Here is a 19,780-nt window from a genome sequence, read left to right on the forward strand (position 1 = left end):
ATTCCTGCGCAGGCAGGAATCCAGTGATGCGTCAGAGAGCGTATGGATCCTCGCCTGCGCGAGGATGACGGGGTGGTAGGGCGTTGGGCAGTCGTAGGGGCGCGACATGTTGCGGCGGTACTCGCGCACGGACCTGCACTTGCACCTGCACCAACCAACAGTGCACCAATAGCCCGTCATTCCTGCGCAGGCAGGAATCCAGTGATGCGTCAGAGAGCGTATGGATCCTCGCCTGCGCGAGGATGACTGGGTGGTAGGGCGTTGGGCAGTCGTAGGGGCGCGACATGTCGCGGCGGCACTCGCGCACGGACCTGCACTTGCACCTGCGCCTGCACCAACCAGCAGTGCACCAATAGCCCGTCATTCTGCGCAGGCAGGAATCCAGTGATGCGTCAGAGTACGTATGGATCCTCGCCTGCGCGAGGATGACGGGGTGGTGGGGTGTTGGGCGGTCGTAGGGGCGCGACATGTCGCGGCCGCAATATTGCGTATTTTCTGCAGGCACAAAAAAACCGGCCAAGGCCGGTTTTTTCATTCAGCAAGAACGGCGGTATCAGGCGGCTTCAGCCATGGCCTTGATGTGCGCGTTCAGGCGGCTCTTGTGGCGAGCGGCCTTGTTCTTGTTGATGATGCCTTTGTCAGCCATGCGGTCGATGACCGGAACAGCAGCGGTGTAGGCTGCCTTGGCTTTGTCGAGGTCCTTGGCATCAATCGCCTTGACGACGTTTTTGATGTAGGTACGGACCATGGAGCGCAGGCTTGCATTGTGGTTGCGGCGCTTCTCGGCCTGCTTGGCGCGTTTCTTGGCTTGAGGTGAGTTGGCCACCGTCTTGCTCCTCAGAAAATCTGGATGAATTAGGTACAAACAAGGCCGCGTACTATGCCGCCGGTCTTGCCGATTGTCAAGCCTGTATGGGCTTGGTTGAACGGCTGTGTTGACCGGTGGTCACAGTGGCCGATGGGGCAGCATTTTACACACGTGCGGCCTGACAAGGGCAAGTGCGCGCCGCTATGATGGCGCTTTTATTTTGGTGCCATATTTCATGTCTCAACCTGCTGCTCCTGAACCTGCTGCACCCAAGGCACCAAGCCTGCTCAGATCCGGCCTTGTTGTCAGCGTCATGACGCTGCTGTCGCGGGTGCTGGGCATGGTGCGAGACATCGTGGTCGCCGCCTATTTCGGCTCCCAGTCCGAAGCAGACGCATTTTTCATTGCCTTTAAAATCCCGAACTTTCTGCGTCGCCTGTTTGCCGAGGGAGCCTTTGCCCAGGCCTTCGTGCCGGTGCTGTCGGAGTATCGCACCAAGTTCACCCTTGCCGAGGTCAGGCAACTGGTTGACCGCGTGACCGGGACCCTCGGTCTGACGCTGGCCTGGATCACCGCGCTCGGGGTCGCCGGTGCGCCCGTCATCATTACCCTGTTTGCGCCGGGTTTTCATGGTGATGACGCCAAGCTGGCGCTGGCGACCGACATGCTGCGCATCACCTTTCCCTATCTGTTTCTGATTTCGCTGACAGCGCTGTGCGGGTCGATCCTCAACAGTTATGGTCGGTTCGCGGTTCCGGCGTTTACGCCGGTATTGTTGAACGTCTGCATGATCGGCGCGACCCTGTTCCTTACACCGTATTTTGCGCAGCCGATCATGGCGCTGGCCTGGGGCGTGTTTATCGCGGGTGTTGCCCAGCTGCTGTTTCAGTTGCCGTTTCTGGCGCAGATCAAGTTGCTGCCGGTGCCGCGGCCCAATCGCCGTGATCCCGGCGTAAAGCGCATCATGACGCTGATGGTGCCGGCGCTGTTCGGCGTGTCGGTCAGCCAGATCAACCTGTTGCTGGATACCGTGCTGGCATCGTTTCTGCAGACCGGCAGCATTTCCTGGCTGTATTATGCCGATCGGCTGTCGGAGCTGCCGCTGGGTGCATTCGGTATTGCCATCGGTACGGTCATTCTGCCGGCGCTGTCGCGCCAGCATGCCGGTGAGGACCTCAAGGCATTCGGTCGCACACTGGACTGGGCGGTACGCATGGTCCTGCTGGTGGGTGTGCCCGCCGCGCTGGCGCTGTTGTTGCTGGCCGAGCCGCTGATTGCCACGCTGTTTCATTATGGTGCGATGACCGGAGATGACGTCAGCCAGTCGGCAGCTGCACTGCGAGCCTATTCTGTTGGTGTGATGACCTTCATGCTGATCAAGGTTCTGGCGCCTGGCTACTTTGCCCGTCAGGACACAAAAACGCCGGTGCGCATCGCCATTATCTGCATGGTCTCCAATATGGGGCTCAACCTGCTGCTGATCTGGCCGCTGCAGCACGTGGGCCTTGCGCTTGCCACATCGCTGTCGGCGCTGCTCAATGCCGGGCTGCTCTGGTGGGGGTTGCGCCGTGATGGTGTCTACCACGCGCAGCCGGGTTGGACGCGCTTTGCCCTCAGACTGTTTGCGGCAACCGCCGCGATGGCGGCGCTGCTATTGTGGATGGTGCCTGCAACGGCTGATTGGCTGGCGTGGGGCTGGCAGCGCAAGGCCTGGGAGATGACGTTGCTGGTGGTGGGCGGCATGGTGGTCTACCTCGGCATACTGTTTGCGCTGGGCCTGCGAATGCGTGACCTGCGCGGGGCACGGGGTTGAACGGCATGACGCGCAACCCCGCAAGCCTGTATACTGCGGCGTTTCGATTGACCCACCACTGACGAGCATTATGGAACTGGTCCGCGGTTTACATAACCTGCGGCCCCGGCACCGGGGCTGCGTCGCCACTATCGGCAATTTCGATGGTGTACATGTTGGACATCAGGCCATTCTGGCGCGCCTGCGTGCTCACTCCGAACGTCTCGGGCTGCCCGGCTGTGTCGTGATTTTCGAGCCGCAGCCGCGCGAGTTCTTCGCGCCTGATGCTGCACCGCCGCGGCTGACCCGCTTGCGCGAGAAACTGACCCTGCTGCAGCACAACGGGGTGGACCGTGTGCTGTGCCTGGCGTTCAATCGCAGGCTGCGCGAGCTCAGTGCCGAGCAGTTTGTGCAACAGGTACTGATTGATGGTCTGGGGGTTCGCCACCTTGAAGTTGGCGACGACTTCCGGTTTGGCTGTGACCGTTCCGGCGATTTTGCCTTCCTGCAACAAAGCGGGAGTGCGCACGGGTTTACTGTTGAGGCAGCCAATACGGTTGCCGAGAGCGGCGAGCGGATCAGCAGCAGCCGTCTGCGCCAGGTATTGGCCGAGGGCGATTTTATTCTCGCCTCGCTGTTGTTGGGGCGCCCGTTCAGCATTACCGGGCGTGTGGTTTACGGGCAACAGCTGGGACGTACCATAGGTGCGCCGACCGCCAATGTTCAGCTCAAGCGGGTCAATCCGCCGCTGCACGGCGTATACCGCGTCAGCGTTGAGCTGGATGGTGTGGTGCTCAAGGGCGTGGCCAATATCGGCAAGCGCCCCTCGGTCAGTGGGGATGGCAAGGCGCACCTGGAGGTGCACCTGTTTGATTTTTCCGGCGATCTGTATGGTCGCCGGCTGACCGTCGTTTTTCACCAGAAGTTGCGGGACGAAAAGCGTTTCGACTCGCTGGACGCATTGCAGGCGGCGATCAAGGCCGATTTTGCTGCCGCCAGGGCCCAGTGGGGTCTGTAAATTTTTCGAGAGCCTGATAGAAAATGACCGACTACAAAGCGACATTGAATCTGCCCGCCACGGATTTTCCGATGAAGGCCGGGCTGCCGAACCGCGAACCGGAGACGCTCAAGCGTCTGGACGGCCTGTACCAGCGGATTCGGGAAGTCAGCCAGGGGCGTCCGCAGTTTGTCCTGCACGATGGCCCCCCGTACGCCAACGGCGTTATTCATATCGGTCATGCACTCAACAAGATCATCAAGGACATGATCGTCCGTTCCAAGACCCTGTCGGGCTTCGATGCGCCCTACGTGCCGGGTTGGGACTGTCACGGTCTGCCGATCGAGCACAAGGTGGAAACGACCCACGGCAAGCATCTGCCGGCCGATCAGGTGCGCGCGCTATGCCGCGAATATGCCGGCGAGCAGGTTGCGCTGCAGAAGGCCGACTTCATTCGTCTGGGCGTGCTGGGTGACTGGGACAATCCCTACCTGACCATGAACTACGCCAACGAGGCGGGCGAGATTCGCGCGCTGGGCCGTATGGTTGAGCAGGGCGTAGTGTTCAAGGGCCTCAAGCCGGTCAACTGGTGCTTTGACTGTGGCTCGGCGCTGGCCGAGGCCGAGGTCGAGTATCAGGACAAGAAGTCCGAAGCCATTGATGTTGCCTTCCCGGTCGAGGATGCCGACAAGCTGGCGGCGGCCTTCGGTCTGGATGCGCTGCCCAAGTCGGCCGCCATGGTCATCTGGACCACAACACCCTGGACCATTCCTGCCAACCAGGCGCTGAATGCCCACCCCGAATTCAATTACGCGCTGGTTGATACCGGTGAGCGCCTGCTGGTGCTGGCCGAGGATCTGGTTGCCGATTGTCTGGCGCGCTATGGCCTGGAAGGCCAGGTGCTCGCTACCACAGCCGGTGCGTCGCTTGAACTGATCAACTTCCGTCACCCGCTGTATGACCGCCTGTCGCCGGTTTACTTGGCTGACTATGTCGAGCTGGACGCCGGTACCGGTATCGTTCACTCGGCTCCGGCCTATGGTGAAGACGACTTCCGTACCTGCAAGCAGTACGGCATGCACAACGATGACATCCTCAGCCCGGTGCAGAGCAACGGTGTCTACGTTCAGGATTTGCCGTTCTTCGGTGGCCAGTTTATCTGGAAGGCCAATCCGGCCATCGTCGCCAAGCTGGAGGAAGTGGGTGCCCTGCTCAAGCATCAGAGCATTCAGCACAGCTACATGCATTGCTGGCGCCACAAGACGCCGCTGATCTACCGTGCTACCGCCCAGTGGTTCGTCGGCATGGATGTGCCGGTCGCCGGTGGTGAGACCCTGCGCGAGCGCGCGCTCAAGGCCATTGAAGAGACCGACTTTGTTCCTGGCTGGGGCAAGCAGCGCCTGCACAACATGATTGCCGGTCGCCCGGACTGGTGTATCTCCCGTCAGCGTAACTGGGGCGTGCCGATCCCGTTCTTCCTGCATCGCGAGTCGGGCGAGCTGCATCCGCGCACCGTCGAGCTGATCGAGCAGGTTGCCCAGCGGGTCGAGCAGCAGGGCATCGATGCCTGGTTCAATCTGGATGCCGCCGAACTGCTGGGCGACGAAGCAGCCCAGTACGAAAAGATCAGCGACACCCTGGACGTCTGGTTTGACTCCGGCACCACCCACTGGCACGTGATGCGCGGCTCGCACCCGATGGGCCACGATCAGGGGCCGCGCGCCGATCTGTATCTGGAAGGCTCCGACCAGCACCGCGGCTGGTTCCACTCGTCGCTGCTGACCGGTTGTGCGATCGACGGCCATGCGCCTTATCGTGGCCTGCTGACGCACGGTTTCACGGTCGACGAGAAGGGCCGCAAGATGTCCAAGTCGCTGGGTAACACCATCGCACCGCAGAAGGTCAACGACACCCTGGGTGCCGACATTCTGCGTCTGTGGGTGTCTTCCACCGATTACACCGCTGAAATCGCTGTGTCGGATCAGATCCTTCAGCGCAGCGCTGATGCCTACCGCCGTATTCGCAATACCGCGCGCTTCCTGCTGTCCAACCTGAGCGGCTTTGATCCGGCGACTGATGCTCTGCCGGCCGAGCAGATGCTGGATCTGGACCGTTGGGCCGTTGACCGCGCCCTGCTGCTGCAGCAGGAGATTGTCGAGGCCTATGAAACCTATCGCTTCTGGAATGTTTATCAGAAGGTGCACAACTTCTGCGTGCAGGAGCTGGGCGGCTTCTATCTCGATATCATCAAGGACCGTCAGTACACCACCCAGGCGAACAGCGTCGCGCGTCGCTCCTGTCAGACTGCGCTGTATCACATCGCCGAGGCGCTGGTGCGCTGGGTTGCGCCAATCCTGTGCTTCACCGCCGAGGAGCTTTGGCAGTACCTGCCGGGCGAGCGCAGCGAGTCGGTCATGCTCACCACCTGGTACGAAGGGCTTGAGGCGCTGCCGGAAGGGCAGGCGCTGGGTCGCGACTTCTGGGCACAGGTCATGGGCGTGAAGGAGGCGGTCAACAAGGAAATGGAAAACCTGCGCAATGCCAAGGTACTGCGTGGCAACCTGGAAGCCGAAGTCACCCTCTACGCCGATGACAGCCTGCGCGCCGCGCTGGCCCAGCTGGGCGATGAGCTGCGCTTTGTGCTGATTACCTCGCAGGCTACCCTGGCACCGCTGGCCGAGGCGGGCGAGCAGGCGGTAGAAACCGAGGTTCCAGGCCTGAAGCTGCAGATCGTCAAGTCAGACGCTGCCAAGTGTGCACGCTGCTGGCACCTGCGCGCCGACGTCGGCAGCCACGCCGCTCACCCGGATATCTGTGGCCGCTGCGTCGAGAACATCGAAGGCGCCGGTGAGGTACGCAAGCATGCCTGATGTCCGCAAGGGCAGTCTGATCTGGCTGGTGCTGTCGGCGCTGGTCATTGTGCTCGATCAGTTGACCAAATGGGTGGCTGTGTCGGAGCTGCAGCTGTATCAGCAGGTGCCGATCATCGATGACCTGTTCAGCTTCACCCTGGCCTACAACACCGGTGCCGCGTTCAGCTTTCTGGCCGACGCCAGTGGCTGGCAGCGCTGGCTGTTTGCCGTCATCGCAGTCGTTGTGAGCATAGTGCTGTGCGTCTGGCTGGCGCGTCTGGATCGCAGCAAAAAGCTTGAAGCCATCGCGTTGGCACTGATTCTGGGTGGCGCCATCGGCAACCTGTATGACCGGGTGATTCACGGCAAGGTGACCGACTTCATTCTGGTGCACTGGCAGCAGAGCTGGTTCTTCCCGGCCTTCAATATTGCCGACAGCGCCATTACCGTCGGTGCGGCATTGCTGCTGTTCGACATGTTTTTCGGCAGGAAGCCGGAGCAAAATTGATCGATGGCCCGCGCAAGCGGGCCCGGCTTTCCAGGCGAGATTCCCATGGTAGAAACACGTATTGGTCACGAGTCCGAAGTAACCCTGCACTTTACCCTCAAGCTGCCCAATGGCGACGTGGTCGATACCACTACCGACAAGCAGCCAGCTACCTTCAAGGTGGGTGACGGCAGTCTGTTGCCCGGTTTTGAGCAGGTGCTGTTCGGTCTCAAGGCCGGTGACTGCCGCAGTTTCGAGATTGAGCCCGAGCGCGGCTTCGGGCCGGGCAATGAGCAGAATATCCAGACCATAGCCCGCGATCAGTTTGACGAAATGGAGCTGGAGCTGGAGCCGGGGCTGCTGGTGATCTTTGCCGACGCCGCCGGCGGCGAGTTGCCGGGTGTGGTCAAGCAGGTGCATGATTCGGTGGTCGAGGTTGACTTCAATCATCCGCTGGCCGGCAAGGTCATCACCTTTGACGTCGAAATCGTCGACGTGCGCTGAGCGCGTCAGCTCTCGGCCCATTCTTTCGATACTCCAGCGAGGCTTTTCATGCAGATCAAACTGGCCAACCCCCGCGGCTTTTGCGCCGGTGTCGACCGAGCCATCGAGATCGTCAATCGCGCGCTGGAAGTGTTCGGCCCGCCAATCTACGTGCGTCACGAGGTCGTCCATAACAAGTTTGTGGTCGAGGATCTGCGCAATCGTGGCGCGGTGTTTGTCGAAGAAATCGATCAGGTGCCGGATGACGTGATCGTTATCTTCAGCGCCCACGGCGTGTCTCAGGCTGTGCGTCAGGAGGCGGCAGATCGCGGTCTCAAGGTGTTTGACGCCACCTGCCCGCTGGTGACCAAGGTGCATATGGAAGTGACCCGCTATAGCCGCGAAGGGCGCGAATGCATCCTGATCGGCCACGCGGGTCACCCTGAAGTCGAAGGCACCATGGGGCAGTACGACGCCAGTAACGGCGGGGCAATCTATCTGGTTGAGGACGAGGCAGATGTCGAGCGCTTGCAGGTTCAAGACCCTGAGCGCCTGGCGTTTGTCACCCAGACCACCCTGTCGATGGATGACACCGCGCGGGTGATCGACGCGTTGCGTGCGCGTTTCCCGTCGATTGACGGGCCACGCAAGGATGACATCTGCTACGCCACCCAGAACCGCCAGGATGCCGTCAAGCAACTGGCTGCGTCCTGCGATGTGGTGCTGGTGGTCGGCAGCCCGAACAGCTCCAACTCCAATCGCCTGCGCGAACTGTCCGAGCGTATGGGCACGCCTGCCTACCTGATTGATGGTGCCGAAGAGATTCAATCAGCCTGGCTGGAGGGTGCGCAGAATGTCGGCGTCACCGCAGGTGCCTCGGCACCGGATGTGCTGGTGCGCCAGGTTATCGCCCACCTGCACGCCCAGGGTGCCACCGGCGCAGAGGAGCTGGCGGGCAAGGAAGAAAACATCGTCTTCAGCATGCCGAAGGAGCTGCGGGTGGTACAGCTGTAGGGGCGAGATACGCTGCGCCCGCGAATACGGTGCAGGCAGACCGCCGGGTGCGGCAACAGCCTGCGCATCTACCTTGCGGCCACGACATGTCGTGGCCCTGCAAAATCACGAAATATGAAACACCGCGGCGATGCATTGTAGGGGCGCGGCATGCCGCGCCCGCAGGCGTTGCGCTGTCGTTGACCGGGCACTTACTGGCTGCCCTTCCACAGCCCCCTGATGGCCGCAATGCCCTGTGCGCCTGCATGGTGGGCGGTATTCAGCTCGGCCAGCGTCAGTCCACCCAGCAGGTAGGCGGGCAGGCGGCAGCGTGTCAGCAGGGCGTGGGCCTGCTCCCAGCCGAGGGGCAGAGCGTCGGGATGGGTTTGTGTGGGCAGAACCGGCGACAGCGTTACAAAATCCACTCCCAGCGCTTCCGCCATCTGCAGCTCCTCTGCGTTGTGGCAGGAAGCTGCCAGCCAGCGGTGCTCTGGCAGCGGACGAACTGGTGTCGGCTGTTGGGCAAATTCGCGAAGCTGGGCAGCCGTCAGGTGCCAGCCGGCGCCTTCCATCACTGGTGCCTGATCACCCTTCAGCATAAATATGGCCTGGTCACCCCAGCGGGCCATCACCTGCTCGCACAGCGCCCGGTAGCGCGCGTCATCCAGCTGTGTCTGGCGCAGCTGGATCAGTCGCATGCCTGCCGCAACGGCTCGGCCAATGCCGTCCAGTACGTCGGGTTCGTCCAGACCCGGAGTCACCAGATAGCGGTCAGGCAATTGCGCGGCGGTCACAATTGGCTGATTGGCCGCCGGAAAGCTGAAGTCGTTCAGCTGTTGTTCGGTTACCCAGCGCACCGGCTGCCCCTCGGCGCCATGTGCGTCGCCACTGAAGCTGCTGACTTCCCACACATCCAGACGAATCTGTTTGTCTGTGTAATCGTGCTGCAAGTCGATCAGCGGGCGCGCGCTGATCACGGTTATCCCCAGCTCTTCCCTCAGCTCCCTGCGCAGCCCGTCGAGGCGGGTCTCGCCATCTTCCAGCTTACCGCCGGGAAACTCCCATAATCCGCCCTGATGCGCATTGTCCGGGCGCCTGGCGATCAAGATTCGGCGCTGGGGGTCACGAATGACCGCCGCCATCACGTGAATGCGGCGCATGCTCAGCGCTCCGGCAACTCGTCGGAAAAGATATCCTGCTCGTCGTCCTGACGACCTTCAATCACGTGCTCTTCAGCCGCCCAGGCGCCCAGATCAATCAGCCGGCAGCGATGGCTGCAGAAGGGCCGTTCAGGGAAGCTGTCGTCCCAGGTGACCGGTGCCTTGCAGGTGGGGCAGTTGACCGTCAGCGTCATGCTTGGGACTCCAGCAGTTTGAGATAGCGCTGGTGCAGCGCATCGACCTGGGCGTGCAGTGCCGCGAGGTCGCTGTCGTTGGTGAGGACGTCGTGGGCATGGCGCAGGCGTTCTTCCCGCTGGGCCTGGGCCTGCATGATGGCGCGCACCTGGGCCTCGGGCACCGCATCGCGCTGAACGGTGCGTGCGAGCTGCATGGCTTCGGGCACATCGACGACGATGATGCGCTTGGTCAGTGTGTTCTGGCCTGATTCGACCAGCAGTGGTGAGACCAGCAGCGCGTAAGGCGACTGGGCGGACTGCAGATCGGTCATGATCTCTTCGCGAATCAGCGGGTGCAGCAACTGCTCCAGCCACTGGCGCTCCTGCGGTTCAGCGAATACCCGTTCGCGCAGGGCCGCACGATTCAGGTTGCCGTCCTCCAGCAGGATGGCATCGCCAAAGCGGTCGACAATATGGCTCAGGGCCGGCTTGCCCGGCTCAACCACAACACGGGACTTGAGGTCGGCGTCCACAACGTGGATGCCATGTTCGGCAGCAAAGCGATTGGCCGCAGCGGTTTTGCCACTGCCAATGCCGCCAGTCAGGCCTATGATCATCGGGTACGGATCCTCGGGATGGATGCCGGCTGCTGTCAGAAACCGGCGAACTGCAGATACTGGCTGGTGATTGTCTCACCCCAGATCAGCGCTATCCAGCCGGCAATGGCCAGATAGGGCCCGAAGGGCAGTGGTGTGCTGTTGGCTGCACCACGTGTCTTGAGAATAATGATACCGAGAATGGCTCCCACCAGCGATGACAGCAGGATGGTCAGCGGCAGAATCTGCCAGCCACCCCAGGCGCCAAGCATGGCGAGCAGCTTGAAGTCGCCGTAGCCCATGCCTTCCTTGCCGGTGATCAGCTTGAACAGCCAATACACCGACCACAGGCTGAGGTAGCCGGCAATGGCGCCCCACAAGGCGGTATTAAGGTCGGTGTAAAGGCCGATGCTGTTGGCGATCAGGCCCAGCCACAGCAACGGCAGCACAAGGTCATCGGGCAGTAACTGGGTGTCGGCGTCGATCATGCTCAGGCTGATCAGGCCCCAGGTCAGCAGCAGCATGCCGCCGGCCGCCCAGCCAAAACCGTAGTGCCAGGCTACTACCATCGACAGCGCCGCCGTCAGAATCTCGACCAGCGGGTAGCGGGGGCTGATTGGCGCCCTGCATTGGCCACAGCGGCCGCTCAGCAACAGGTAGCTGATTACCGGCAGGTTCTGCCAGGCCTTTATTTCGGTCTTGCAGTGCGGGCAATGGGAGTGGGGCAGCAGCAGGTTATAGGTGTCTGTGGCAGGACGCTTTTTGTTGGGTTCGAGCAGCTCTAGCGCCTGTGCCCGCCACTCGCGCTCCATCATGCGCGGCAGGCGGTGAATCACCACGTTGAGGAAGCTGCCAACGATCAGGCCCAGCAGCCCGGCGAGCAAAACAAAGGCCAGCGCGTGGCTGGCCAGATAGTCAAGTAGCGGCATGGGTCAGACAACGTTCCCCAGCTGGAAGATCGGCAAGTACATGGCAACAATTAGGCCACCGACCAGAATACCCAGCACCGACATGATCAGCGGCTCGAGCAGGGTGGTCAGGTTATCGACCTTGTTGTCGACCTCGGCCTCGTAGTAGTCGGCCACCTTCTCCAGCATGCCATCAAGGTTACCTGACTCTTCACCAATGCCTGTCATCTGCGTTGCGAGCGACGGAAATACCTTGGTCGCGCGCATCGAGAAGTTGAGCTGGGAGCCAGCAGACACATCTTCCTTGATTTTCATCACCGCGTTGTAGAACACCACGTTACCGGATGCGCCTGCGACCGAGTCCAGCGCATCTACCAGCGGTACACCGGCAGCGAAGGTGGTAGCCAAGGTGCGTGCATAACGTGCCACCGCCGCCTGATAGACAATATCGCCGACGATAGGCGCCTTTAGCAGGGTGCGGTCTTCAAAGTCGCGGAACGCCTTGGAGCGCACATGGGCTTGGGAATAAGCGTACCCTGTGCCAATAATCAGGATAAGCGCGACGAACCACCAGGACTGCAGCCACTCGGATAACCCGATAACAAACAGGGTAAAGGCTGGCAGCTCGGCGCCAAAGTTGGCGAACACTTCCTGGAAGCTGGGCACCACCTTGAGTAGCATGATCGCCGTCACAATCACTGCGACCACAATAACCGCAATCGGGTAGGTCATGGCCTTCTTGATCTTGGCCTTCAGTGCTTCGGTCTTTTCCTTATAAGTCGCGATGCGATCCAGTAGCGACTCCAGCCGGCCAGATTGCTCACCCGACTCAACCAGGTTGCAGAACAGATCGTCAAAATACTTGGGGTGCTGGCGCAGGGAGTCTGCCAGTGTGTTACCGGCGGCAACGTCTGTCTTGATCTGCGTGACCAGTTTGCCAACGCTTGGGTTTTCTGCACCTTCGGCAATGATCTCAAACGCCTGAATGATGGGGACACCAGACTCCATCATGGTTGCCAGCTGGCGGGTGAAAAACGCAATATCCAGCGGCTTGATCGGTTTTGGCCGCTTGCCGAACAAGGTTGATTCGCGCTTGATTTTGGTGACCAGAATGCCCTGCTTGCGCAGCTGGGTTTTAACCAGTGCAGCGTTCTCGCCCTGAAGCACGCCGTCGATTCGGGTGCCCTTGCGATCCTTGCCCTCCCACTTGAAGGGGTAGAGTTTTTCTTCCTTGGCCTTCCTGGCGGCGGGTTTCTTTCTCAGTGCGGCTTGTTGCGCCATGACTTAATCCTTGGTCACTCGGTTGACTTCCGCCAGGCTGGTCACACCCTCTTCCGCCTTCATCAGCGCGGACTGGCGCAAGTTTCGGAAACCCTCACTCTGGGCTACGTCGGAAATCTGAATGGAGTTGCCGTCTTCCATGATGATGCGCTGCATCGCCGGAGTGATCTTGACGACCTCATAGATACCAACACGACCTTTATAACCGTCTTTACAGTTTTCGCAACCCACAGGGCCGTAAATTGTTATGCCTGCATCAATTTTTTCCGGTGTGAAACCTTCTTCCAGCAGCACCTCGCGGGGCACATCCATGGGCACTTTGCAGGACTTGCACAGCCTTCTTGCCAGACGCTGGGCGATGATCAGGTTGACCGAGGTTGCAATGTTGAATGAGGGCACGCCCATGTTGCGCAGACGGGTCAGTGTTTCAGCTGCGCTGTTGGTGTGCAGGGTCGACATCACCATGTGGCCGGTCTGTGCCGCCTTGATCGCGATTTCGGCGGTTTCCAGGTCGCGGATCTCGCCCACCATGATGATGTCCGGATCCTGACGGAGGAAGGCGCGCAGCGCCTGGGCAAAATCCAGACCCTGCTTGGGGTTCACGTTGACCTGGTTGATGCCTTCCAGGTTGATTTCGACCGGGTCCTCGGCGGTGGAGATGTTGCGCTCCATGGTATTGAGGATGTTCAGGCCGGTATACAGCGATACGGTTTTGCCCGAGCCGGTCGGGCCGGTAACCAGAATCATTCCCTGCGGCCTGGCAAGGGCCGCCATATACATCTGCTTCTGGTCGTCTTCATAACCCAGCGCGTCGATACCCATCTTGGCGCTTTCGGAGTCGAGAATACGCAGCACCACCTTCTCGCCCCACAGCGTCGGCAGGGTATTGACGCGGAAGTCGATGGCCTTGCTTTTGGAAATCTTCAGCTTGATGCGGCCATCTTGCGGCTTGCGGCGCTCAGCCAGGTCCATGGATGACATCACCTTCAGGCGCGCAGCGATACGCACGCCCAGCTGCACGGGAGGCTTGGCAACCTCGTGCAGCACGCCGTCGGTGCGGAAACGCACACGGTACATCTTTTCATAGGGTTCAAAGTGCAGGTCAGATGAACCCATGCGCACGGCGTCAAGCAGCATCTTGTTGACGAAGCGAACTATGGGCGCGTCGTCGGCGTCAGTGCTTCCGTCCGCGCGGTCTTCATCCTTGACCGATTGAACGTCAAGCTCGTCCAGATCTGCATCGCCAATGTCGCCCAAGCCACCGGTCGGGCTGTCGAGGTATTTTTCGATAGCGCTCAGCAGCTTGTCGTCTTCGACGATCACCGCGTCGGTCATCAGGCCGGTGTGGAACTGAACATCACTGAGGGCCTGCTGATTTGTTGGATCAGAAATGGCCAGATACAGGCGTGAGCCGCGCTTGAACAGCGGCATCACATTGTGCTGGCGCACCAGCTTCTCACTGACCAGCTCCTTGGGTTGAGCTTCCTTGTCCAGAGCGCTGAGGTCGAAGTAGGGGTAGCCGAATTCTTCAGCGCAGGTCATTGCCAGCGAGCGGGCATCTGCCAGCTTCTTCTGCACCAGATGGGTGATCAGCGGAATTTTATCCTGACTAGCCTGCTGGCAGGCTTTCGCAGCCACGTCGGCCTGAATAAGGCCTTCCTGCACAATACGCCGTGCGAGCCCTGAAAGAGCGGGGGTTTCCATGTGGCAATAGTCCTGAATTTCAAAAGCATTAATGCTGCAGACTATAGTACAGACGCCGCCGGGATTGAACTGTCCGGGTGGGCCTCCTGTGCGCGGGTTATCAGTGGGTAGCATGCGCCGGCGGCGCCGGTATGACAAAAATTGTCACATTCTGTCGTGTGCTGTCTTGTCGGAGACGTCCAGAAGATTGGTATGTTGCGGTGCACGGGCCGCAATACGGCGCTTTTCATGTTGGTCCGGTTCTTGCTTTGATCTTGGTAGCCGCATGGCTATTTCACTTAAAGGAGTAAACACATGAAAGCACAAAAGGGTTTCACCCTTATCGAACTGATGATCGTAGTTGCAATCATCGGTATTCTTGCTGCCATCGCTCTTCCGGCTTACCAAGACTACACCAAGCGCGCCAAAGTGTCTGAGTTGATCCTTGCTGCGTCTTCGTGCCGCACCACAATCACTGAAGTTGTTCAGAGTGCAACTGGTTCGCTGCCCGATGCGGGGGATTGGGGTTGCGAGTCTACGTCGGCCAGTTCGCAGTTTGTTGCAAGTATTGGGACGGACGCCAATGGTGTGATCACTGTCACTGCGCAAAACATTGGTAGTGACGTTGATACGAAGACCATTACTCTGACTCCCTATGTTGGTGATACCGGCACTACTGCACCTGCTGCTGGCGATCAAATTGGCCGCTGGGTGTGTGGCGGTACTATTCCGAATAACTTCCGTCCAGGCTCTTGCCGCGGTTGATTTTTTGCAGTAATGATCGAGGCTTAACCGCCGCGCTCTGAGGCAGGCCGTGACCGGCCTGCCTTTTTTGTTGGAATAATTATTGTGAAAAACTCGCTGTTCGCTGTGCCGAAAGCTACCTTTATTGCGCTTGTTTTTTTGGCTGCTGCCTTGGCTTGGTTGTTGCCAAATCATTATTTCCCGTGGGTAACCGCATACCAGGACTTTCTGATGTTCCTGGCGGCTATAGGTTTTTACATCTTGGTGCTTTTCTTTAGTCGGGGTGGATTATATTTTCCGGCTTTAAGTGTTCTCTTCCTGGCTGTGGCTATCATTCCGCTATTGCAGTGGTATGCGGATGTTGTTTTCTTTTTTGGTGATGCTCTTATCGCGGCTATCTATCTTGCGGCATTTGGATTGTGCGTTTCTGCTGGATATGGTTTTTGTCGTGCTCGCGGTGATTCCTATCAATTGGTATCTGTGTTTTTCTTTGTCGTTTCCCTATCGGCAGGGATCTCTGTCTGGATCGCTCTTAGGCAATGGTTGCAGCTACCAGGGAGTATTTGGGTGGCTGATCTAATACCGGGGGGGCGGCCTTTCGCCAACTTTTCTCAACCGAATAACTTCGCCAGCTTTTTGGTTGCCGCTCTGCTTGGTATTGCCTACTTCTTTGAGCGCGGCCGCATTGGGCGGCTATCTGCTGGTTTGGTGACGGTGTTTCTACTTGTCGGTTTAGCCTTGGCTCAATCACGCACAACTCTGGCTGTTATATGTGTGTTGATACCTGCATGGTTTTGGCTTTCGCGAAGAGTGTATTTGCGACTGCGTGCGATTTGGGTTGTAGGCTTTTCCGCTTTGTACCTTATTCTTTTGGGTGTGCTTCCTTTTCTCTCTTCATGGCTTCTGTTGCCTGAAGCTTCGGGCTTGGAACGGCTGAGTGGTGGTGCACATCGACTTGATATCTGGTGGCAGCTCTTATTGGCTGTTAGGGATGCCCCGCTTTGGGGGTATGGTTGGAACCAGGTTAGTGTTGCGCAGGTTTACGCTTCACAGCTCCATTATGCACCTTTTCTTGTTGAACATAGCCACAACATTGTGCTTGATGTATTGCTTTGGAATGGGGCGATATTAGGTGGGCTGCTTGTCGTTTTTTTTGCTTTATGGTTTTTTCGTATTTTTTTGTTAATTAAGAGTGTTGAAGGCTTCTTTGTGTTTCTGGTTGTCTGTGCCTTTGTTATTCATGGTTGCTTTGAGTATCCGCTGGAATATGCTTATTTTTTGCTGCCTCTAGGCGTGATTGCTGGGGTTGCGATATATGATGTTGGTGATATTTTTGTTTTGCCTGTTAATAGGTTTTTTGGTTATTTTGTTCTGGCTTTTTCTGCGCTTGGTTTTGTTTTGATTTATCGAGAATACTCCCTGTTGCATTCTGAGTCGCTCGAGATGAGATTTGAAACATCAGGAATAGGTGAGTGGGATGGCAACCCACCTCCAAAAGTATTGATGTTAACCCAGTTAAGTTCCTTTATTGAGTTTGCACGCATGCAAGCAGAGCCAAGAATGACAGCGGATGAACTCGAGTTTATGCGAAAGGTCGCTACGCGCTACCCCTTTCCGCCATGCCTTTTTCGTTATGGGTTGGCGCTTGGCCTGAATGGTCGTATTGGGGATGCTCGCGAGCAAATGCTTATATTAAAGTCACTTCATGCACCAGAAAACTATACTGAGGCTAGGAACGGGTTGGAGATTATGAGTGAGAAATACCCCGAACTGACAGGCCTCATCGATGTATTGCCACTTCCTGATGCTGAACTCTCAGAGTGAATCAGAGTTGGCGTTGGTAGTTGTTCGACCCTATGACGGTATGTGGTGGGGCGCAACACAGATAACTTTCGGAGCTTGCTGCACCTGAGTCCTAGACGGTGCTAACTAGGTTAGCAGTGTCAATCCAAATGACTGCCAAGCAGAGTCTCGCCCTTGCGCCACAACATCCACTCCCCTGGCTCATAGGCCTGCCAGTGTTCGTTGCTGGTCAGCGGCTCGGTGGCGATGACGGTGACGACGTCGTTGACGGTAGTGTGCTGTTTGAAGTCGACTTCCAGTTCCAGTTCCAGTTCCAGGTCGCTGAGCTGTGCCGGGCCGAAGGGGGCGCGGCGGGTGATCCAGTGGAGTTTGCTGGTGCACAGGGTGAACAGCCAGTCGCCGTTGCTGAGCATCAGGTTGCAGACGCCAAGTTTGAGCAGTGGGGCGCAGCAGTCGCTGAGTGTGTGGGTCAGGTCTTCGAGCGCAGGCGGTGCGGTGTAGCGGCTTGCCAGGGTGTTGAGTAGGTGACAGAAGAGGCGTTCGCTGTCGGTGTCGCCAACGGCGGTGTAGGGCCCGGTTGACGGAGTGAAGTCGGTCAGTTGGCCGTTGTGGGCAAAGGCCCAGTATTGGCCCCAGAGCTCGCGGGTGAACGGGTGGGTGTTGGCCAGGCTGACGCCGCCGACATTGGCCTGGCGGATATGGCAGATGACGTTCTCGGATTGGATCGGGTATTGCTCGATCAGACGGGCGATGGCGGAGCTGTGGCAGGGGTTGGCGTCGTGAAAGCAGCGCAGACCCTTGCCCTCATAGAAGGCAACGCCCCAGCCATCCCTGTGCGGACCGATCTCGCCGCCGCGGCGCATCAGGCCGGCAAAGCTGAAGCAGATGTCGGTCGGGACATTGGCGCTCATGCCGAGCAGTTCGCACATCGGGGGCTCCTGGCCGTGTTTAGGGGTTGGAGTGTGATGGTAGCACTGGGGAGGGCAAAGCTGGAGGCTAGAAGCTTGAAGTCGTTGTTTTGTGTGGGTTGTTGGATTGTGTGCGGGGGGAAGGCTATGTGGTGTGGCGGCCACGACATGTCGTGGCCCTACAGGGGATTAGGTGATCGGCTGTGGTGGTGTGTTTGGTGTGATTTGCGGGCGGGGCAGGTGGTGTTGCTGCGGGTGTGGTTGTTGGTTGGGTCGGGCCGGTGGCCGTTTGTCGGCGCCATTGGTTGTTGGTACACCGGTTGGTTGATGCACGCGTGGCTGTGACAGGTTAATGGGCATGGGGCATGAAGCCTAGAAAGGAAGGCCGAAGCCGCCAACGCCCCCAGTACTGGCTGGGCAGGCTTTAGAAATCGGCTGCGCAGCGACCGATTTCCCGCCGTGTTTTCTGTTTTCGTAGGGCCACGACATGTCGTGGGCGTGCGGGTATCGCAGCGCAGCCTGAGGCGGCATTGCTACCCTGTTCCCGTTCCCCAGGGCCACAGCGCCCTGTGGCCGCTTTAAGGGGTATTGGCAGAAGCCTGTCAGCCTTCTGGTGCGCGCTATTTTCGAGGTCGTTGCTCAGCGTTATCGGCTATCGCCATGCTCGCCCCCGATTTTCATTATCACGCCTGTTTCCGGCCTGATCAGCCCATTAAGGGTATCGAGATAGCCTTGGCGTATAGCCTCCCCACCTGCCGCTGTTCTGATTTCCATCCAGCTGCCAACCGATCGGGTCAGCGGCATCCACAGACTGGCAAACCGCTGCATTAGCTCGGCCGGGCCCAGTGCCTTGCTGCGCTGTGCCCAGTAACCGGGGGCAAAGAAGACTTCGGGCTTGGCGCCGGGCAGGTTCTTTTCCGTTTTGCGCTGATCCCAATGCGCGGCTCCAACCAGCGAGCTGAAGGTCAGGTTGTCACCCAGGTGGGTGTGTACATCGGCCAACAGTCCGCCGTTGCCGGCGAAGTCGACAAGTACGCTCGGGATTGATGCATCGAGCTGGTCGAGCCGGCCGTAGGCGATGGCCTGATCGTAGTAGCCGAGCCCGGCGACAAAGCTCACGTTGCCCGCGGAGGTCAGGGCGACGATGCGTTGGGGCTTGTCGCCTCTGCTGGCGCGCTGGTGCTGAAGCATGAATGCCAGGCCCAGCGCGGTCTTGCTGGAGGCGCTGGTCAGGATGATTTGCTCAGCGCCGAAGCAGCCATTTTCCTGCAGAAAATCATCCAGCAGGAATGAGGTCAGCAGCAACGGGCGCAGCAGCATCTGCAGCGCTTCCAGTTCCGGGCGATACGCCGGATCGGTGGCGGTGAACTGGTACTGGTTATAGGCCAGTGCCAGGTGACTGCGGTGCTCTGCCGTGTCGGTGAAGCTGCTGGCGGTGAGGTTGCCTGGGCGCACGCGCAGCTGTCCGGCCATCGGCAGGTATCCATAGACCCGCGTGCCAACTGCAATGTCCGGGTGGCGGCTGGCGCTGACATCGGCAAACCCCCACACCGGCACCTGGCCCCAGGGGGCTTCGGCGGGGAAGAAGTCCCAGTAGCCGAATCGGTCGCCCAGCGTTGCGTAGGTGATGTTGTTTGCTGTGAAGGCGAAGTGGTCAATGTCCAGCAGCACCTCGCCGTCCTGCAGGTCTTGCTCTTGCAGTCTGGGTACCTGCTGCAGCGTGCACTCGTGGATGTTGCCTTTGTTAACCAGCAGGCGGGTGCAAGTGGTGGTCATGGTCTGGTCCGTGGGCTGTGATGTCAGACCCTAGCTTGCCGCGATAGCGCTGCACGGTCAGCGTTCAATCATCGTTCAAATGCCGCCTGATAAGAGGGCACGATTGGGGTGCTCATCGATGTCCTGCACTGCAATGATCACTTTTACGTTTTGACTCGATATCCATTCTGATTTTTTTCGCTTTTCAACGGAATGCGTCTGGCATGCGGGTCACAAGAATAAGGGTGTTTGGCGTCCTAGAAACGGTCGTATTTTTCTGTGACTTATTGGTCACAAAATTGCATTATCCTGTTTTGGATCAACTAAAAGCGTTCGCTGTTTGTTTATAAAGGT

Annotated in this window: 17 protein-coding genes; 8 read left to right on the top strand and 9 right to left on the bottom strand. The window is 58.9% G+C overall.

Features of this window, described 5'->3' with window-relative positions; translation table 11 throughout:
• Positions 1-553: 553 nt before the first annotated feature.
• Positions 554-826 (bottom strand): 30S ribosomal protein S20, encoded by a 273-nt coding sequence (gene rpsT / locus ACZ5WQ_RS17940; RefSeq protein WP_083725310.1) that lies wholly within the window; start codon positions 824-826, stop codon positions 554-556.
• Positions 827-1,043: 217 nt separating this feature from the next.
• Here rpsT and murJ point away from each other — a divergent pair, with 217 nt between their 5' ends.
• The 6 genes from murJ (at position 1,044) to ispH (ending at position 8,433) form a co-directional block, all read left to right on the top strand.
• Positions 1,044-2,621 (top strand): murein biosynthesis integral membrane protein MurJ, encoded by a 1,578-nt coding sequence (gene murJ / locus ACZ5WQ_RS17945; RefSeq protein ID WP_464382810.1) that lies wholly within the window; start codon positions 1,044-1,046, stop codon positions 2,619-2,621.
• A 70-nt stretch (positions 2,622-2,691) separates the two neighbouring features.
• Positions 2,692-3,618 carry a bifunctional riboflavin kinase/FAD synthetase gene (gene ribF, locus ACZ5WQ_RS17950; RefSeq protein WP_228245806.1) on the top strand — a complete coding sequence of 309 codons (927 nt, stop codon included), beginning with the start codon at positions 2,692-2,694 and terminating at the stop codon, positions 3,616-3,618.
• Positions 3,619-3,641: 23 nt separating this feature from the next.
• Positions 3,642-6,467 carry an isoleucine--tRNA ligase gene (ileS, locus tag ACZ5WQ_RS17955; protein ID WP_464382811.1) on the top strand — a complete coding sequence of 942 codons (2,826 nt, stop codon included), beginning with the start codon at positions 3,642-3,644 and terminating at the stop codon, positions 6,465-6,467.
• A complete protein-coding gene (lspA, locus tag ACZ5WQ_RS17960) occupies positions 6,460-6,957 on the top strand; it encodes a signal peptidase II (RefSeq protein WP_228245808.1) in 498 nt (165 codons plus the stop codon). Before ileS ends, lspA begins: the two co-directional genes overlap by 8 nt.
• Positions 6,958-7,002: 45 nt before the next feature.
• Positions 7,003-7,440 carry an FKBP-type peptidyl-prolyl cis-trans isomerase gene (gene fkpB, locus ACZ5WQ_RS17965; protein ID WP_464382812.1) on the top strand — a complete coding sequence of 146 codons (438 nt, stop codon included), beginning with the start codon at positions 7,003-7,005 and terminating at the stop codon, positions 7,438-7,440.
• A gap of 48 nt (positions 7,441-7,488) precedes the next feature.
• On the top strand, positions 7,489-8,433 hold the full coding sequence (ispH, locus tag ACZ5WQ_RS17970; protein WP_269687935.1) for a 4-hydroxy-3-methylbut-2-enyl diphosphate reductase: 945 nt from the start codon (positions 7,489-7,491) through the stop codon (positions 8,431-8,433).
• A 191-nt stretch (positions 8,434-8,624) separates the two neighbouring features.
• On the opposite strand, the gene ACZ5WQ_RS17975 is transcribed toward ispH, so the two are convergent.
• From ACZ5WQ_RS17975 to pilB, 6 genes are read right to left on the bottom strand one after another with little or no spacing between them, the layout of a single operon-like run.
• Positions 8,625-9,572 (bottom strand): Nudix family hydrolase, encoded by a 948-nt coding sequence (locus tag ACZ5WQ_RS17975; RefSeq protein ID WP_464382813.1) that lies wholly within the window; start codon positions 9,570-9,572, stop codon positions 8,625-8,627.
• A 2-nt stretch (positions 9,573-9,574) separates the two neighbouring features.
• Positions 9,575-9,766 (bottom strand): DNA gyrase inhibitor YacG, encoded by a 192-nt coding sequence (gene yacG, locus ACZ5WQ_RS17980; protein WP_233049087.1) that lies wholly within the window; start codon positions 9,764-9,766, stop codon positions 9,575-9,577.
• Complete coding sequence (coaE, locus tag ACZ5WQ_RS17985) at positions 9,763-10,365, bottom strand: dephospho-CoA kinase (protein WP_335598952.1); 603 nt, start codon at positions 10,363-10,365, stop codon at positions 9,763-9,765. The genes yacG and coaE overlap by 4 nt, the downstream gene beginning before the upstream one ends.
• 35 nt (positions 10,366-10,400) lie before the next feature.
• Complete coding sequence (locus ACZ5WQ_RS17990) at positions 10,401-11,273, bottom strand: prepilin peptidase (protein ID WP_464382814.1); 873 nt, start codon at positions 11,271-11,273, stop codon at positions 10,401-10,403.
• 3 nt (positions 11,274-11,276) lie between these two features.
• Positions 11,277-12,533 (bottom strand): type II secretion system F family protein, encoded by a 1,257-nt coding sequence (locus ACZ5WQ_RS17995; protein WP_335598954.1) that lies wholly within the window; start codon positions 12,531-12,533, stop codon positions 11,277-11,279.
• Positions 12,534-12,536: 3 nt separating this feature from the next.
• Positions 12,537-14,237, bottom strand: a complete 1,701-nt coding sequence (gene pilB / locus ACZ5WQ_RS18000; RefSeq protein WP_464382815.1) for a type IV-A pilus assembly ATPase PilB — start codon at positions 14,235-14,237, stop codon at positions 12,537-12,539.
• A 294-nt stretch (positions 14,238-14,531) separates the two neighbouring features.
• Between pilB and ACZ5WQ_RS18005 the strand changes: the two genes are divergently transcribed.
• Together ACZ5WQ_RS18005 and ACZ5WQ_RS18010 are read left to right on the top strand one after the other, a co-directional pair.
• Positions 14,532-14,981 carry a pilin gene (locus ACZ5WQ_RS18005; protein ID WP_464382816.1) on the top strand — a complete coding sequence of 150 codons (450 nt, stop codon included), beginning with the start codon at positions 14,532-14,534 and terminating at the stop codon, positions 14,979-14,981.
• 84 nt (positions 14,982-15,065) lie between these two features.
• Entirely contained in the window at positions 15,066-16,784 is a 1,719-nt protein-coding gene (locus ACZ5WQ_RS18010; protein WP_464382817.1) for a PglL family O-oligosaccharyltransferase, read from the top strand.
• A 119-nt stretch (positions 16,785-16,903) separates the two neighbouring features.
• On the opposite strand, the gene ACZ5WQ_RS18015 is transcribed toward ACZ5WQ_RS18010, so the two are convergent.
• On the bottom strand, positions 16,904-17,692 hold the full coding sequence (locus tag ACZ5WQ_RS18015) for a class II glutamine amidotransferase (protein ID WP_464382818.1): 789 nt from the start codon (positions 17,690-17,692) through the stop codon (positions 16,904-16,906).
• A 624-nt stretch (positions 17,693-18,316) separates the two neighbouring features.
• Complete coding sequence (locus ACZ5WQ_RS18020) at positions 18,317-19,447, bottom strand: DUF2855 family protein (RefSeq protein WP_464382819.1); 1,131 nt, start codon at positions 19,445-19,447, stop codon at positions 18,317-18,319.
• Positions 19,448-19,780 lie beyond the last annotated feature (333 nt).

The organism is Halopseudomonas sp. T1L2 (genome assembly GCF_055397385.1).

Coding starts and splice junctions, on each gene's coding strand:
- fkpB (WP_464382812.1), top strand. CDS start 7,003: ATGGTAGAAACACGTATTGGTCACGAGTCCGAAGTAACCCTGCACTTT.
- ACZ5WQ_RS17990 (WP_464382814.1), bottom strand. CDS start 11,273: ATGCCGCTACTTGACTATCTGGCCAGCCACGCGCTGGCCTTTGTTTTG.
- ACZ5WQ_RS17995 (WP_335598954.1), bottom strand. CDS start 12,533: ATGGCGCAACAAGCCGCACTGAGAAAGAAACCCGCCGCCAGGAAGGCC.
- ACZ5WQ_RS18020 (WP_464382819.1), bottom strand. CDS start 19,447: ATGACCACCACTTGCACCCGCCTGCTGGTTAACAAAGGCAACATCCAC.
- coaE (WP_335598952.1), bottom strand. CDS start 10,365: ATGATCATAGGCCTGACTGGCGGCATTGGCAGTGGCAAAACCGCTGCG.
- lspA (WP_228245808.1), top strand. CDS start 6,460: ATGCCTGATGTCCGCAAGGGCAGTCTGATCTGGCTGGTGCTGTCGGCG.
- ACZ5WQ_RS18005 (WP_464382816.1), top strand. CDS start 14,532: ATGAAAGCACAAAAGGGTTTCACCCTTATCGAACTGATGATCGTAGTT.
- murJ (WP_464382810.1), top strand. CDS start 1,044: ATGTCTCAACCTGCTGCTCCTGAACCTGCTGCACCCAAGGCACCAAGC.
- yacG (WP_233049087.1), bottom strand. CDS start 9,766: ATGACGCTGACGGTCAACTGCCCCACCTGCAAGGCACCGGTCACCTGG.
- pilB (WP_464382815.1), bottom strand. CDS start 14,237: ATGGAAACCCCCGCTCTTTCAGGGCTCGCACGGCGTATTGTGCAGGAA.
- ribF (WP_228245806.1), top strand. CDS start 2,692: ATGGAACTGGTCCGCGGTTTACATAACCTGCGGCCCCGGCACCGGGGC.
- ileS (WP_464382811.1), top strand. CDS start 3,642: ATGACCGACTACAAAGCGACATTGAATCTGCCCGCCACGGATTTTCCG.
- ACZ5WQ_RS17975 (WP_464382813.1), bottom strand. CDS start 9,572: ATGCGCCGCATTCACGTGATGGCGGCGGTCATTCGTGACCCCCAGCGC.
- ACZ5WQ_RS18015 (WP_464382818.1), bottom strand. CDS start 17,692: ATGTGCGAACTGCTCGGCATGAGCGCCAATGTCCCGACCGACATCTGC.
- ispH (WP_269687935.1), top strand. CDS start 7,489: ATGCAGATCAAACTGGCCAACCCCCGCGGCTTTTGCGCCGGTGTCGAC.